Source organism: Iocasia fonsfrigidae (assembly GCF_017751145.1).
Lineage (GTDB): Bacteria > Bacillota > Halanaerobiia > Halanaerobiales > DTU029 > Iocasia > Iocasia fonsfrigidae.
This window is the reverse complement of the sequence record NZ_CP046640.1, coordinates 770,422-785,049: the sequence shown is the minus strand read 5'-3', so window position 1 is coordinate 785,049 and position 14,628 is coordinate 770,422. Positions and strand designations below refer to the sequence as shown.

Here is a 14,628-nt window from a genome sequence, read left to right as displayed (position 1 = left end):
AATAATATGTAACATTATATAGTTTTAATAATGTTTTTTCAATATTATACATTTCTAAATAAATATATAATATATACCCTTATATTGGCAACTAATAAATTTAATCCCCGATCTGGCCTATACCATATCGGGGTTATATTTAATTTATGGTGCGAAAGGCGGGAGTCGAACCCGCACGGGAAAACCCACTAGATCCTAAGTCTAGCGCGTCTGCCAATTCCGCCACCTTCGCATAATAAAAGCAGTTTTACCTGCTTTCCACTCAAAGCATTTATAATATTAGCATATACAGTCTTTCTTGTCAAGCCCTTAATTTAATTCTAGCGATAACCCTTTTTATAGAAATGATCTGCAGTATTATCTTTCCCCTCTTTCTCAATAATCCCACCATTCTCATAATAACTTATAGCCAGCTCTTTGATGGCCACCATGGCCATATCAACAGGGATTTCACCTGAAATAGATTTTTCCAGTATATTGTCCAGCTGTGCCCTATCAGTCTCGTTCAGGAAATCACCAACTATATCATAAATAAGCTCATCCAGGTCTTTCTTTATTTTTAAATAACCCTTCTCTATATCACCATTCTTATTTTCATACATAAACCTTCTTACCTCTATTAAACGTCTAATAATTTGACTTCTATTTAAAAGCAATTATGGTCCCCCTTGTCAGTAAGACTTCTGCCTGAAATCATCACCTGGTGAACTGTAAAAATAAAATTTATATCCCTTAGTCATCTCACTTATTCTGGAGGCCAGATAAGTAGCATTATTAAAATTATCTGTCTTATAATAGGGATTATTTTTATTACGTAAAGCCAGGTCAGTAAAATCCATATTTGATGTAAAAATTACCGGTTTATTCTGTTCATAGCGCAAACATATCCAGGAAGTCAACTCATTAAAGGTAAAGTCTGTATTGCGTTCCTTTAAGAAATCATCTATGACCAGTAAATCTGATCTGATAACCATCCTCTCTATTTTTCGAACTTCTTCCTGGAGCTTTTGATCTTCATTATTAAATAGTAGTTTCTTCTTATATAAATAGTTCTTTTCACTCATAAAAAAGATCGGTAGCAGTTCTAAATTACTAATATCAATACCGCGTCTTTTATACCTCAGTGGTGATTTATGATATAAGTTGGCAGCATACTGCCAGGCAGCCTGTTTCAAAATAGCTATTGCCAGGTGTGTTTTACCACAACCATTATACTCACTAAACATATAGATTGACTGGGGAATCTGCACAGCCTGATTAATATTACGCGCATAATTTTTCAGGCTTTCAACCTTACTCTTATTTTTAGAATTTATCTCAGAGAGATTAAAATTTGCAAAAGATGCCTCATTAAATTTAGGTGGTATATTACTATTTTTAATAATCACTTGATAAATTCTTTTGATGGTTTCCTCTTCAGTGTAGTATTTACTAACGGTATCCTTTTTTATAGTATCCTTTGGCGATTTCATCTTCATGCTGGCCATCTTTTTCTCTATTAAATCCTGAAATCTGTTTGCCATTATGGAACTCCCCTTTTTCCTCTTTCTTTTTTTCATAGTCTTTAAGGGTAAGGACACCATTCCTGCTTAAATTTATTAATATCGCCCGGCAGTACAAAAACGGGTCCCCATCAGCCTTTTTCCCACTATATTCCATTACCTTTAAGATGAGTTCTTCTTCCATATCCCTGTTTATTGCAAAGTCTAATAAATCTTCCAGATCAGTATATTTGATTAACCTGGTACCAAAATATTTATTCCAGGCCCTGGCAATTCTACTACCTATTTCATCCTCTTTAGCATTAGAAAGTTCATTTTTCAATACTATAGAAGTGTCTATTTTATTTACCTTGACATCTATTAACCAGTCAAAGGCCTTCAGCTTTTTAAGTGAACTTAAATATTCACCCTTGGTAAGACCAGCTGTTTTTAATATCTTTTCATTGGCAATAGTTATCCTATCCTGGCCTTTTTTCAGCTGACTATATAAAGTAGAAAGCAGGGCTATCTCATGAGCCTTCAATCTATTATCTTCATATATAGAAGAAGGAATCAAAACATAGCCCTCAGGTATCTCATTTGTCTTCAAGATTAACACCTCGATTATAAGCTCTTATTAATCCTCTGCTTAAATTCATTATAATGTTTAATTGCTTTAAGCTGGGCCTGTAACCTTATGGAAGAATACTCACTATAACTATCCCTTACTATTGCAACAATATCCTGATCAAGTTTTTGGTTGCTAAGCATCTCTGCTAATATTTCTAAGACCTTTTCTTTAGACATACTATCCCGGTAGGGTCTATCTTCAGTTAAGGCAGTAAAAACATCTGCCACGGACATAATACGAGAACCCCTTGACAATTGTCCAGCCTTTAAATGAAAGGGATAACCGTCCCCCTTTAATGTCTCATGATGAAAAGCCGCCCAGTCTCTAATCACACTTAATTCCTCAGCCTGGGCCAGCACTCTATATGTATAATATGTATGGGTCTTCATAATTTGCCATTCATCCTTTTTCAATTTACCAGGTTTATTAAGGATAGCTAAAGGCACAGCCAGTTTCCCTATATCATGTAAATATCCAGCAATACGCATCATCTTACATTCACTACCACCATAACCCGTATCTGCTGCCAGTTTTTCAGAGACCGCCGCTACACCCATTGAATGGGTAGCAGTAAAGGGACTCCTAAAATCAATTATATAACTGATTAACTGACTGATATCTAAGAGAATATCTAAATCAATATATTCCTGGTTTATAAGCTCTAAACTATCAAATTTCCTTGTTATCTCCTGGTTACTGGTTAAATCCAGCCAGAAATACTCCCTGTCAGCTACCTTATTAAAGGCCTCTACGGCAGGAGGATAAAACCTTTGACCAGCCAGGGAGTTAATCTTTTCTACAATAAAAGAGACCCTATTGAGTATTTCCCTGCCATCATTACCATTAAGGAGTGTACAGATCCGATCAGCCAGGAATAATATACTACTAATATAGAGAATATCCCCTTCATCAAGCTGGCCCTGTTCAGACCATTCTACATGATGGTATTTAATTATCTTGGCGACCCTTTTAGAGGGGAAATAATCCCTGCTTAATTGATAACCAACCTCTGCGTGGAGATTACTCCTGCTGTCAAAGGCCAGGTCACTGAAATTCTGATCCAGATAAAAAACCCCAATATCATGGATCAAGGCAGCAAAAATCAGGTCTTTTAACTCCAGTGGTTTCAGCCCCAGTTCCAGGCCGAGGACATAACAGATATAGGCTACCTTTTTGTGGTGACCTACCACCTCTGTACTTATTAAGTCCATTGCAGATGAAAAAGACTTAAGAATCTTATAGAGTGAAATACTGTATTCCTTATTCTCCATTCACTGTTGCCCCTTTATCGATTCTCTTTATTGCTTCCATATATATATTTCGAGGTTTTTCTCTCTATTCCTCCCTAATAATATAATGTTAGCTATTTTTATATTTCATATAACTCACTGGCCTTAAGGAGTTCCATCTTATGTTCTTTTAAGGCTTCTACAGTCTCGGCCAGTTTTTCTGTTCGAATAACTACCAGGGCCTTGTCACCAGTTGAAAAGGCATACATATACTCAACACTAATACCCTTGTTTGATAATACCTTTAGAGCTCTGGCCAGGGCACCAGGTTCATTAGGTGCAGCCAGGCAAATTACATCAGTCAGATTAACAGAAAAATGATTTTCTTTTAAGACCTTCAGGGCTTTCTCCGGGTCAGATGTTACTACCCTGATTATCCCAAACTCAGAAGTCTCAGCAATACTCAAAGCTGACATATTAATTCCTTCCTTACCTAAAATATCAGTCAATTCCGTCAGCCGCCCTGATTTATTTTCCAGAAAAACAGATAGTTGTTTAATAAACAAGGTTAATCCCCCCTTTTAAGATAATTCTCTTTTATCAATAACCCTCTGTGACTTGCCTTCACTTCGCTCCAGGGTTTTGGGCTCGACCAATTTGATTTTGGCTGACAGGCCCAGAGTACTCTGCAGATTATCTTTTATTTTCTCACTCAGTTTTTCAAGTTTTTTAATCTCATCTGAGAAAAATTGGTCCTCAACCTCAACCCATACCTCCAGTACATCCAGGTTATTTTTGCGTTCAACAATTAAGAGATAATGTGGTTTTGTTTCACTCATTTCCAGGAGGACACTTTCAATCTGGGAAGGGAAGACATTAACCCCTCTGATAATCAGCATATCATCACTCCTACCCAGACATTTCTCCATCCTTACCAGGGTTCTACCACAGGCACACTGATCATAATGTAACCTTGTAAGGTCATGTGTGCGATACCGTAGTAAAGGCAGGCCTTCTTTAGTTACTGTAGTAAAAACTAATTCACCTTTCTCCCCTTCTCCCAGAACTTCTAAAGTAGCTGGATCTATAATTTCAGGTATGAAGTGGTCTTCATTAATATGCAGACCATTCTGCTTTTGACACTCACTGGCAACACCAGGACCGATTATCTCACTCAAACCATAGATATCGATAGCCTGTACCTGTAATCTTTCTTCTATAGTCTTTCTCATATTATCTGTCCAGGGTTCAGCCCCAAAGATCCCTGTCTTCAATTTTAGTTCAGCAGGGTCTATTCCCTTTTCTTCCATTGCCTCAGCAAGATAGAGGGCATAAGAAGGGGTACAAGCCAGGGCTGTACTGCCGAAATCATGCATTAACTGCAGCTGTTTTTTGGTATTACCACCTGAAATAGGAATTACAGTAGCACCTACTTTTTCACTACCGTAATGAACCCCTAAACCACCTGTAAAGAGACCATAACCGTAGGCTACCTGGATATAATCATTTTTACCGATACCAGCACAGGTTAAGGTCCTGGCTACTACCTCAGACCATACTGTCAGGTCACGTCTGGTATAACCAACGACTGTTGGCTTACCAGTAGTCCCTGAAGAGGCATGCACCCTGACAATCTCACTTGCCGGTACAGCAAAAAGACCATAGGGATAGTTATCCCTTAAATCCTGTTTAGTGGTAAAAGGTAATTTTTTAAGGTCCTCTACTCCCTGAATATCTTCAGGTATTACATTTAACTCCTGCATTTTCTGGCGGTAAAAAGGCACATTATGATAGACCCTTTCTACCATTTCATGCAATTTCTCTCCCTGCCACCTACTTAATTCCTCACGCGGCATACATTCAAATTTTTCATTCCAGACCATTTCTCACTACTCCCTTCATTTATAATAAAATGTATTTATATCCTGGATAATCAGCATATATATTATAGTGTGTGTTCGAAAAGGTATAAACAGGGGATTATATATCCCTAAGCAAAGTTAAGGTGTTACCGTTGAGTGAAGGGATATGTAATCCCCGGCGGGTATATACTGATACTTTTCGAACAGACTCTTATAGATAACCATAATATATATATTCAGTATATACGTTTAATTTCCTGCAATAGTCCCTGCACTTTATTTTTATAAGATAGAGCAATTGATCTATCTTATAAAAATAAAAAAGCCCGGTAAAAACCGGACTTGATAGCAAAATCAATAGATATATGGACATATTCCATAGGCATTATCATACAGCCCCATTCCCATTCCACGACCTCTAAATCCTCTTCCTTTATTAAACCATTCTTCCATCTCCAGTAGTTGCTCTTCAGTCAGAATATCCTGTAGGCCTCTCCAGTAATCAACTCTTAGGTCAGTTAATTCATTTTCCAGGGAACCAATCTTATCTTTAAGCCCACTGATTAATTCCTCACCACCAGCAAAAACAGCTTCCCTTAATTGATTATTAAGGTCGAATAATTCCTGATGATTATCTTCCATTTGAGAAAAATGTTCATCCTGCAGCTCTCTCAACTGAGTCTGCTGTTCTTCAGTCAAATCAAGAGGGTTCCTATCTTGATATCCTGGCCCATGATGCATACCATAATGCATAAAGCCGCCCCCCGGCCTAAACGCTGGACCTCCTCCATAGGCCAGACTATAACTGGATACTCCCAGTGCCAATATCAATGCCATTAAAGCAGTAATTAATATTTTCTTTCTCACTCTATCATCTCCTTGTTTAAAATTCTTTAATTATATTATAGGAGATAATTGTGAAGGAAATATGAATTTAATCTACTTTTTTTAACGTCTACTAGGAATTATGTGATTTTGAAATTGTGGATAAGTAAATTGTATATGAATAATTTTAATTCTGTAGCGACTCTAACTTTTTGTGGTGGCAGGACGCCGGAACATTAGAAGCACGGCTTGAAGCTTTGCTTCATAGCGTGACTCTATGCTTTGAAGTAAAAAGTTGTGACAGAGAACAGAGGCACGGATGCCGGAGTGCAACCTTAAACTGTTCTCGTATGGTTTGGTCAGATACGGAGTGCCTGTGGCGCACGACAAGCGGAAGAATTAAAATTATTCTCGAACAATTTAGAATGACGTAGTCACTTTGTTATTAATGGAAAGATAATTGTAAAGGTACTACCTTTATTTTCCCCCTCACTTAATGCTTTAATCTCCCCATCCATACCCCTGACAAGCTCTTTAGTTATGGTCAGTCCTATACCAGTACCACCCGTTTTACTGGAGCGCGACCTGTCAGTCCTATAAAACCTTTCAAATATATAAGGTAAATCCTCAGCAGAAATCCCTAGACCAGTATCGGTTACAGATAAACAGACCTGAGTATCAGTCTTAGCTAGTCTCATCTCAACCCTTCCCCCAGGCAGGGTATATTTTAAAGCATTAGAAAGGAGGTTATTTGCAATTGTCTCAATACTGTCCCTATTACCTTTAATAAAACAGTTTTCTGCAGCCTCTTTAAGGACTAAATCTATACCCCTATTGACTGCCAGCGGCCTGAAATGTTCAAGCAGTTCTGGAAAAATTTCTGATAAATCAATAGGCTTCAATTTTCCTTTAACAACACCTTTTTCCGCCTCCGATAATTCCCCCAGACGATTAACTAGCCTGACCAGTCTATCTAATTCCTCCTCTATCTCGGCAGCGGTTTCATTATTAAACTGCCAGACCCCTGCTGTAACTGCCTCTAGGTAATTCTTAATAGTAGTTAAGGGGGTTCTCAGCTCATGAGCCAGGTCAGCTGTAGACTCCCGCCTTATCCTTTCCAGGTAGTTTAGTTTGTCTGTCATTTCATTTATCGAATTACCCAGTTCAGCCAGCTCATCATTTCCTTTAACAATAAGATGATGATTAAAATCACCTTCAGCGACTCGCTGGGCTATCCTATTCATCTTTAGCAAGGGAGTAGTCAAGTAACGGGAAAAAAATAGACTAATAACAATCGTAATCAGGGCTACCAGTATTCCCGCTATCAGGATACCAGCATTAATCTTCTTAATAAAGAAACTGGCTGCTTCTGATAAATTACTATACTCTCTATCCCGGTACCAGTAGAGTGTCCCTACTCTATTCCCATTAATCTCTATTTTAAATATCTCCGCGGGGAAACGACTGTCGTCAATAGGAGTCCTTCTTCTATTCATCATACCATGCTGCTGCATCATACCTGGTCCCATCATATGATTATCATAATGATATAGTATATTACCTACCCTGTCTTCCAGGATTAAAGAAAGGTCATTTGTTTTAGCAAAATTGGCTGTTAGCAAGCGTCCCTGTAACCAGTTATGCTCTGCCTGATAACTATCTTTCAATAATCCAATTAACTGTTCAATTTTTTCTTTCCTATCCTGGTACAGGTAATTAGTAAAATTACGGTTAATGCTAATGTTTAAATAAAGGCTGGTAAAAAGAAGACCACCTAGAGCTATTAGTAATATTATTAAAAATATTTTAAAACCCAGTTTACTCATTTAAATCATCCCTGAACTTATAGCCAGCACCGTAAACTGTCTCAATAAGTTGGCCTCGTTTTAACTTTAGTTTCTTCCTGATATTCTTTATATGGACATCTATGGTCCTATCAAACCCTGTAAATTCTATTCCCATTACCCTTTCAGCTATCTTATCCCTATTAAAGACACGACCGGGATTACTGGCTAAAAAATAGAAAATATCAAACTCTGTTTTAGTTAAATCAACTGTTTCCCCTTCCTGTTCAACTATCATCTTTTCTGGATAGATTCTTATCAAACCATTATTATAAACCAGGACATCAGCCCTTGGGAGATCACTACTACCACGGCGCAAAACCGCCCTAATCCTCATAGTCAGTTCCTTAAGACTAAAGGGTTTTACCAGGTAATCATCAGCACCATATTGAAACCCCTTAATCTTATCAGCCTCTGTCCCTTTAGCAGTTAGCATTATTATCGGCAAATTATAGCTGTTTCTTATCCTCTGACAGACCTCTTCACCACTAATACCAGGCAGCATTAAATCAAGCACAAGGAGATCTGGCTTATATTCAGCAACCATCTTCAGGGCAGCCAAACCATCAGCAGCAGTCCTGACCTGATATCCTTCATTTTCTAAAAATGCCCTGCTAACTCTACGTATCTTCTCTTCATCATCAACCACTAATATTTTCCTGGCCATAAAAACCCCATCCCTTAATTATAATGACTTAAAAACTACATTCTACATTTACTGTCAATATCCTGCTGTAGTTACATATTAAAAAGGCCTTAATGGAAATAATAAGAATTAATTGGCTTGAATACCTGCTTCTTTAGTTTCTAATAAAGCCGCTTTAGCTATTCCTTGATTAAATATACCTTTTTATACAAAAAATCAATAAAACACTTGACAAAACATTTTAGTTCTTTTATAATACTAATAGTTATTATTATTGATTATTCCTTAACGCAGAATTAATATAATTGGCTGGAACGGAAAAGTGCAATATTTAAGTGCTACTTATATAAAAACAGGAGGTATTGATTATGAATTTGAAATTTGACAATGAGGTAAAGATGGGAGTTACAAAAGGAAGTGCTGTTGAAGAGGCTGTAAATATGAACTTTACCGGTGAAACTGAAGAGGTAGGACTATATCTGGCTATGGCACGTCAGGCCCAGCGTGAGGGATATCCAGAGGTTGCAGAGGTATTAAAAAGAATTGCCTGGGAAGAGGCTGAACATGCCTCACATTTTGCCGAATTAAACGGCAAAATATCTAGCAGCACCAAGAAGAATATTGAAGATATGCTAAAAGGAGAGCAAGGGGCTAATAAAGGCAAAAAAGGAACAGCAGATAAAGCAGCTGAACTGGGCATAGAACAAGCAGTCGCTTATTTCCATGAATCATCCCGCGATGAAGCCCGCCATGCCCAGATGTTACAGGGCATCCTTGACAGATATTTTGTTTGAATTTCTGATTTATTAAAACAAATTTAATATCCCCTTCTCTTAAATATATATTTTAAGTAATGAAGGACAGTTCAGCACTAACACAGCAATACGTTGACCAAATTAAATTTTGACATCTTTAATGTATAAAAAAGGCTTCAAGAAACTAATATATTTTACATATTTTTTCTCGAAGCCTTAATTCTTTTATTCTGAAAATAATTTAGTTTCACTCTGAATAAAATACTGGAGACCATACTGGAGTATCTTCGCTTGCTTTTTCAGTATTTGTAAGCTTATATATTTGACCATCTTTGTAGTTAACGATAAATAAATCAGTGTCACCTGTAAAAAGTTTAGGATAACCTACAATGACGAGATTTTCACTATCTAAGGACCAATTTGGGTTAGTTTCGTAGAGACCACTACCAGGGATTTTAATTTCTATTTCTTCACCACTGCTTAATTCTCTGATATATACTTTATTTGGACTTTTATTCGCTATTTTCATTCCGTCTGGAGACAAGACTGGGAATGATGCAAAATCGGTAATACTAATTAATAATTGGGCTTTGTTTTTTTTATTATTAATTTCAGCATTTATAATATACGTTGAGTAATGTGTATACGATTCATCTTGATAAGTAGTATAAGATTTTTTTAGAAATACTATAAATTTACTATCAGGAGACCATTCATAGTAATATGCATCTCCCAAAAATTTATCTTTCTTTCCATTTTTATCAACTACATACATGCCAGATTTTTTGCCTCCAAAACTAAAAAACGGTTTTGTGTATATATAGGCAAATTTACTACCATCTGGTGCCCAGGAAAAAATTTCATAACTACCTTTATTATTAAATAATTTTATTTTATCATCTCCATTAAGACTTATTAAGTAAACTCCTCTTTCTTTATTGTTTTTTAAATATGTTAATATCATAGTTCCATCCAGGGACCAGCAAGGGTATTCTACTTCTGTATCTGAATCCAGTAAATTCAATGTAGTATTGTTTTTTAAATCATAAATTTTTAATCTTTTCTCACTGTCTGTGACATATAAAATTTTGGAACTGTCAGGAGACCATTTAGGCATACGACTATTATATACACGAATATCTGTATCAATTTTAACTATATTACTACCATCTGCATTAATAACCCATAAATCAAACTCATCATTTATTGCATATCCTTTGCGACTTAAAAAAAGTATTTTTTTGCCATCTGGAGACCAAACCGGATTTGTTTCATCTAGATCACTTGTTGTTAATCTCTTTAAATTAGATCCATCGCCATTTATTAGAAACAAATCATAACTTCCAAATCGGTCTGATATAAAACATAGTTTTTGATTTGAAAGGTTGTTTGCAAATGTAAATGATGATAAAAGCATTAGTCCAAATAAAAATATCAGAAAAACAATAAATTTTTTGTATTTTAGCATCTAAATCACTCCCAATTTAAAAATTGATAAGACATAAATTAATTTTCTAGATTAAATAATAAACTCCTTTTTTTGGTAGAAAAAAAGATATTATCTCTTCTATAATTAAACTAATTATATTCGAAATTGTAGTTTTGAATGGATCTGCTTTAAAATGGATATTAATGTCTGTAAAATAAGATTAAACCCTGTGTTTTTACCAGACATACTCACACCCACACATAGTAGCCATCAGACCAATTAGTTCTAAATCCCCTCTCCAACCTTATCAACTTTATCATTCATCTCCTGCATATCTTCTTTGACATCCTCCTCTCGCTCTTTAAGAACATGTGGGGTTATATAAATAACCAGCTCTGTCTGGGATATATCACTGTCATTTGTACGGAATAAGGAGCCGATAAGCGGCAGTTTACTGAAAAACGGTACTTTGGTTTTAGTATTTGACCTTACATCCTGTATTAACCCACCAAGAACTATAGTATGGCCATCTTTTATCCTGATTGTAGTACTGGCCTCCCGGCGGTCAACCGGAGGTCGACCACCATCAAGAGCAGCAGAACCGATATTACTAACTACAGGTTTTAGATTAAGGGTTATCTCTCCAGTACTACTGACCCAGGGTGTTACTTCCAGGGTTACCCCGGCACTCACACTCTCATATGATATATCTTCATTACCATCGCTATCTGTCTCAACAATCTTATAATACTGAGTAGTACTAACATCTATATTGGCCTGCTGTCCGTTTAAAGTAGTGATATTAGGACGGGCTTTGACTGTAGCCAACCCTTGAGTAACAAGATTATTAATTTTAAAATAGAAATCATTGGGTAGTTTTAAGACCGATTTATAGTTAATCTGTCCTTCGGCAGTATCAAAAAGAACTGTAGCTTTTTCTTCATTATCATTATCCTCATATAGTGAACCGATTTTAATACCCTGGCCTTCATTTTTACTTTTGTTTAATTGGATAATCAAGGCATCAACAACTATTTGAGGTATCTTGGCATCTATCTTATTAATGTATTTTTTCAGTCCATCAATCTCCTGCTGTGTTCCGGTCACCATTAAGGCATTTTGTTCTTTAATTACTTTGACATTTGCTGTGGGAAAATTATTAGGTAAAAGCTGTGGTACATCCTCCACCTGTAAATATTCCAGAGGTATTATTTCATTTGTAGTTAAAAGATTAGCAGAATAACTATTAGGATTTTTATCTCCAATAAGATAGACCCCTTCACTATACTTATAAGTAAATCTAGTTCCTGATAGAATAACATCAATTACCTCTTCAAGGGGCACATTATCAAGTTTTAAGTCTATTGTGTCACGCACTCCACTAAAGAGCACCATATTAATAGTAGCCAGTCTCGAAATAGTTCTTAAAACTTCACTCAGGTCTGCCTGCTGGACATCAATACTGACCATTCCATCTACCACAGAGATTGATAGATTATTCGGCATTCCACCTTTGCCACTGGCAAAGATACGGTAGATGTTATTACTCTTGCTTAGAGAAAAACCATTGGCCTGTAAAAAACTCATTAAACCAATCTCCAGAGGCACATCTTTGATATTCGCCGATACAGTACCATTTATCTGGGCATCCATCACAATATTTAGAGCAGCCATTTGCGCTATTTGATTCAATATATTCCTGATGTCTCCATTTTCTACAATTACAGTCAGACGACCATTTTTTACATTTATTTCTGCTGGCTGGTTAAAACCTTCTCTACTAACCAGATAGATATTATCTGCTATCATATCAAAATGATAACCATAGGCAATAGTCAAGGTCCTTAAAGCATCCTGTATATTTACATCCCTTAAATCAATAGTCACCTGACCCTGTACAGTTTCATCAGGCACCAGATTGATCCCACTCTGTTCTGTTAACATTAACAAGACATCATTAATGTTAGCACCACGTACTTTAAGTGTTACTAATTTATCCTCAGCTGTAACATTTGTTGACAGAATACAAAACACTAAGATAAGAAAAATTAAAACATATTTATTAGACCTCATTTTCATCATCCCCTATACAGTAGACAGCAATTTTTATAAATAGTGATAAAACATCAGAATTTTCCCCACCTTTAAGCTGTAATTCTGTAAGCTGGTAAAGCTCCTTTTGTTTGTTGAGACTATTTAAAAAAAACAATATATCTCTAAAACTCCCGGTAAAATTTCCCCGATATTCCACCAGAGTTAATTTATTACCGGTAGTTTCCTCTGATCCAGGATAGATACTCAGAGCTTTGTTTTTCAAATTCAAATTATTATTTCTGGCTTCCTGATCAATTGTATTAATTACCTCTAATCGGAGCTGAGCGGTACTTCCATGAAAAAAAAATTGCTGGTATTTTTCAATCTTACTGGTGGCAGTTTCTATCATTTCCCGGTATTTAGGCCCTCTTGCTATCAGCATCTTATTTCTATCAAGTCGATGACTTAATTCAATCTCCCTTTCTAATTGTTGAAAATAATAATCACTAACAGGTTTATATATCCAGCTATAAATTGAAATAAATGAAATGACAATAGCTGCCATTGTTAGCAGACGTCTCTCTCTAATTGTTAGTTTCATAGATTAAATCACCTGCAATCTTAAAACTCTCCAGATCCTCTTCCAGATTGATACTACCGATAAAATGTAATTGGGAAAAAAGTGAGGAACTCTCCAGAGCAGCCAGTACATCAGCTGCTGATTTAGCTTTACCTGCCAGAAGCACTAGTTCTTTATCCTTAAAATTTATGCTATTTACCCTGGTTCCTTCTGGTAGGAGATTACTTATTTCCTGCAGCCAGGGCAGGTAACTGTAGTTGTTTTCACCTATAATATTACTATAAAATTCCAGTTCGACAGCAATAAGCTGACATTCTTCATTAAGCTGTTCTATTTCATCAACTATTGTCTGTTGCTTAGTTTCAAGAGTAGCAAGATAGTCAATATAATTTTTTTTATCTTGCCATTTATAATAAAGGGTTGTCCCGTTAACTAAGAAAATTAATAGTAGTAAAATACCAATAGAAATAGACTTTATTCTTTTTTTCTGCTGTTTAACCTGTGGAAGCAATTGATAAAAATCCAGTGAGATGAGTCTCTTTTCTAAACTATAAAATTTTTTCCAGAGCCGATTATCATCTATACTAGCAATATCCAGACCTGTCAGAAATTTATTTATATCATTAAAGTTAACTGTTTCACCATTTATAACAATAGAAATCTCTTTCTGGCCAATCTCTTCCTGACCATATTCATATATCCTTACTATTTCATCATATAAATCAATTTTACCAGTATATCCACATCCTTTTAGGTAACTATCATTATTATAAATCAAAGTAAAATAACAATAATGACAGTTAATATTAATATAAAGGCTGTCCTCAATCCCCTGTTTATTATGATAATCTAGATAGAACAAAGGGCTTAGGGGTAAGAGACCTTTAATTGCAAGACCCTCTTTGGAACAAAGCTCGGTAATCTCTGTTATGTATTTTTTGCTGACGGCAACAGCCAGTCCCTGCTTATCAGCAGATTTACTGTTTCTTAGATACCTGTAATAAATTTCATTACTGGCATATGGTAATTCATTAATAAATTTAAATTGTAAGATATCGTTAATTTTATTATCAGAAACCGGTGGTAGTTCCAGGGTTTTTATCATTAATTTCGTTGATGGAACTATTATTTTGACTGTTTTTGTCTTTTTTTGCAACATTTCCAAGTATTCTGATATTCTGTTCTGCAGTGGGTTAAAATCGTAAACATTATTAAATATTAATTCTCCCTTTTTTAGCTGAACTAACTGGATAATACTATCATCAATCAAAATATAAGTCTGGTATTTTTTAAAGAACTCCACCATTTTACC

14 protein-coding genes and 1 tRNA gene are annotated in these 14,628 nt (G+C 35.8%); 1 reads left to right on the top strand and 14 read right to left on the bottom strand.

Annotated elements, in window-relative coordinates; all coding sequences use genetic code 11:
- Positions 1–147 precede the first annotated feature (147 nt).
- From GM661_RS03870 to GM661_RS03825, 10 genes are all read right to left on the bottom strand, one after another.
- Positions 148–232, bottom strand: a tRNA-Leu gene (locus GM661_RS03870).
- An 88-nt stretch (positions 233–320) separates the two neighbouring features.
- Positions 321–656, bottom strand: a complete 336-nt coding sequence (locus tag GM661_RS03865; RefSeq protein ID WP_230868824.1) for a hypothetical protein — start codon at positions 654–656, stop codon at positions 321–323.
- A gap of 15 nt (positions 657–671) precedes the next feature.
- The gene (locus GM661_RS03860; protein WP_125988319.1) at positions 672–1,523 is read right to left on the bottom strand and encodes a P-loop NTPase family protein; all 852 of its coding nucleotides are present in this window, start codon (positions 1,521–1,523) and stop codon (positions 672–674) included.
- Complete coding sequence (locus GM661_RS03855; RefSeq protein WP_230868823.1) at positions 1,432–2,091, bottom strand: DnaD domain protein; 660 nt, start codon at positions 2,089–2,091, stop codon at positions 1,432–1,434. The genes GM661_RS03860 and GM661_RS03855 overlap by 92 nt, the downstream gene beginning before the upstream one ends.
- 14 nt (positions 2,092–2,105) lie before the next feature.
- Positions 2,106–3,383, bottom strand: a complete 1,278-nt coding sequence (locus tag GM661_RS03850; RefSeq protein ID WP_230868822.1) for an HD-GYP domain-containing protein — start codon at positions 3,381–3,383, stop codon at positions 2,106–2,108.
- Positions 3,384–3,481: 98 nt separating this feature from the next.
- Positions 3,482–3,907, bottom strand: a complete 426-nt coding sequence (locus GM661_RS03845) for an ACT domain-containing protein (protein WP_125988313.1) — start codon at positions 3,905–3,907, stop codon at positions 3,482–3,484.
- 15 nt (positions 3,908–3,922) lie between these two features.
- Positions 3,923–5,224, bottom strand: coding sequence for a phenylacetate--CoA ligase family protein (locus GM661_RS03840; RefSeq protein ID WP_230868821.1), 1,302 nt, complete (start codon positions 5,222–5,224; stop codon positions 3,923–3,925).
- Positions 5,225–5,557: 333 nt separating this feature from the next.
- The gene (locus GM661_RS03835) at positions 5,558–6,070 is read right to left on the bottom strand and encodes a Spy/CpxP family protein refolding chaperone (protein ID WP_230868820.1); all 513 of its coding nucleotides are present in this window, start codon (positions 6,068–6,070) and stop codon (positions 5,558–5,560) included.
- Between the two features lie 392 nt (positions 6,071–6,462).
- Positions 6,463–7,854 carry a sensor histidine kinase gene (locus tag GM661_RS03830; RefSeq protein ID WP_230868819.1) on the bottom strand — a complete coding sequence of 464 codons (1,392 nt, stop codon included), beginning with the start codon at positions 7,852–7,854 and terminating at the stop codon, positions 6,463–6,465.
- Complete coding sequence (locus tag GM661_RS03825; protein ID WP_230868818.1) at positions 7,847–8,539, bottom strand: response regulator transcription factor; 693 nt, start codon at positions 8,537–8,539, stop codon at positions 7,847–7,849. The genes GM661_RS03830 and GM661_RS03825 overlap by 8 nt, the downstream gene beginning before the upstream one ends.
- 347 nt (positions 8,540–8,886) lie before the next feature.
- Here GM661_RS03825 and GM661_RS03820 point away from each other — a divergent pair, with 347 nt between their 5' ends.
- A complete protein-coding gene (locus GM661_RS03820; RefSeq protein WP_230868817.1) occupies positions 8,887–9,312 on the top strand; it encodes a ferritin-like domain-containing protein in 426 nt (141 codons plus the stop codon).
- 208 nt (positions 9,313–9,520) lie between these two features.
- On the opposite strand, the gene GM661_RS03815 is transcribed toward GM661_RS03820, so the two are convergent.
- The 4 genes from GM661_RS03815 to GM661_RS03800 all read right to left on the bottom strand — a co-directional run bounded on the left by GM661_RS03815 (position 9,521) and on the right by GM661_RS03800 (position 14,619).
- Complete coding sequence (locus tag GM661_RS03815; RefSeq protein ID WP_230868816.1) at positions 9,521–10,741, bottom strand: hypothetical protein; 1,221 nt, start codon at positions 10,739–10,741, stop codon at positions 9,521–9,523.
- Between the two features lie 246 nt (positions 10,742–10,987).
- The gene (locus GM661_RS03810; protein ID WP_230868815.1) at positions 10,988–12,775 is read right to left on the bottom strand and encodes a secretin and TonB N-terminal domain-containing protein; all 1,788 of its coding nucleotides are present in this window, start codon (positions 12,773–12,775) and stop codon (positions 10,988–10,990) included.
- Positions 12,765–13,337, bottom strand: a complete 573-nt coding sequence (locus GM661_RS03805) for a hypothetical protein (protein ID WP_230868814.1) — start codon at positions 13,335–13,337, stop codon at positions 12,765–12,767. Before GM661_RS03805 ends, GM661_RS03810 begins: the two co-directional genes overlap by 11 nt.
- Complete coding sequence (locus GM661_RS03800) at positions 13,321–14,619, bottom strand: PilN domain-containing protein (protein ID WP_230868813.1); 1,299 nt, start codon at positions 14,617–14,619, stop codon at positions 13,321–13,323. Before GM661_RS03800 ends, GM661_RS03805 begins: the two co-directional genes overlap by 17 nt.
- Between the last annotated feature and the right edge of the window lie 9 nt (positions 14,620–14,628).

Bases quoted from the DNA above. Each gene is read 5' to 3' on its own strand.
- GM661_RS03810 (WP_230868815.1), bottom strand. From the start codon at position 12,775: ATGAGGTCTAATAAATATGTTTTAATTTTTCTTATCTTAGTGTTTTGT.
- GM661_RS03830 (WP_230868819.1), bottom strand. From the start codon at position 7,854: ATGAGTAAACTGGGTTTTAAAATATTTTTAATAATATTACTAATAGCT.
- GM661_RS03850 (WP_230868822.1), bottom strand. From the start codon at position 3,383: ATGGAGAATAAGGAATACAGTATTTCACTCTATAAGATTCTTAAGTCT.
- GM661_RS03825 (WP_230868818.1), bottom strand. From the start codon at position 8,539: ATGGCCAGGAAAATATTAGTGGTTGATGATGAAGAGAAGATACGTAGA.
- GM661_RS03840 (WP_230868821.1), bottom strand. From the start codon at position 5,224: ATGGTCTGGAATGAAAAATTTGAATGTATGCCGCGTGAGGAATTAAGT.
- GM661_RS03805 (WP_230868814.1), bottom strand. From the start codon at position 13,337: ATGAAACTAACAATTAGAGAGAGACGTCTGCTAACAATGGCAGCTATT.
- GM661_RS03815 (WP_230868816.1), bottom strand. From the start codon at position 10,741: ATGCTAAAATACAAAAAATTTATTGTTTTTCTGATATTTTTATTTGGA.
- GM661_RS03820 (WP_230868817.1), top strand. From the start codon at position 8,887: ATGAATTTGAAATTTGACAATGAGGTAAAGATGGGAGTTACAAAAGGA.
- GM661_RS03860 (WP_125988319.1), bottom strand. From the start codon at position 1,523: ATGGCAAACAGATTTCAGGATTTAATAGAGAAAAAGATGGCCAGCATG.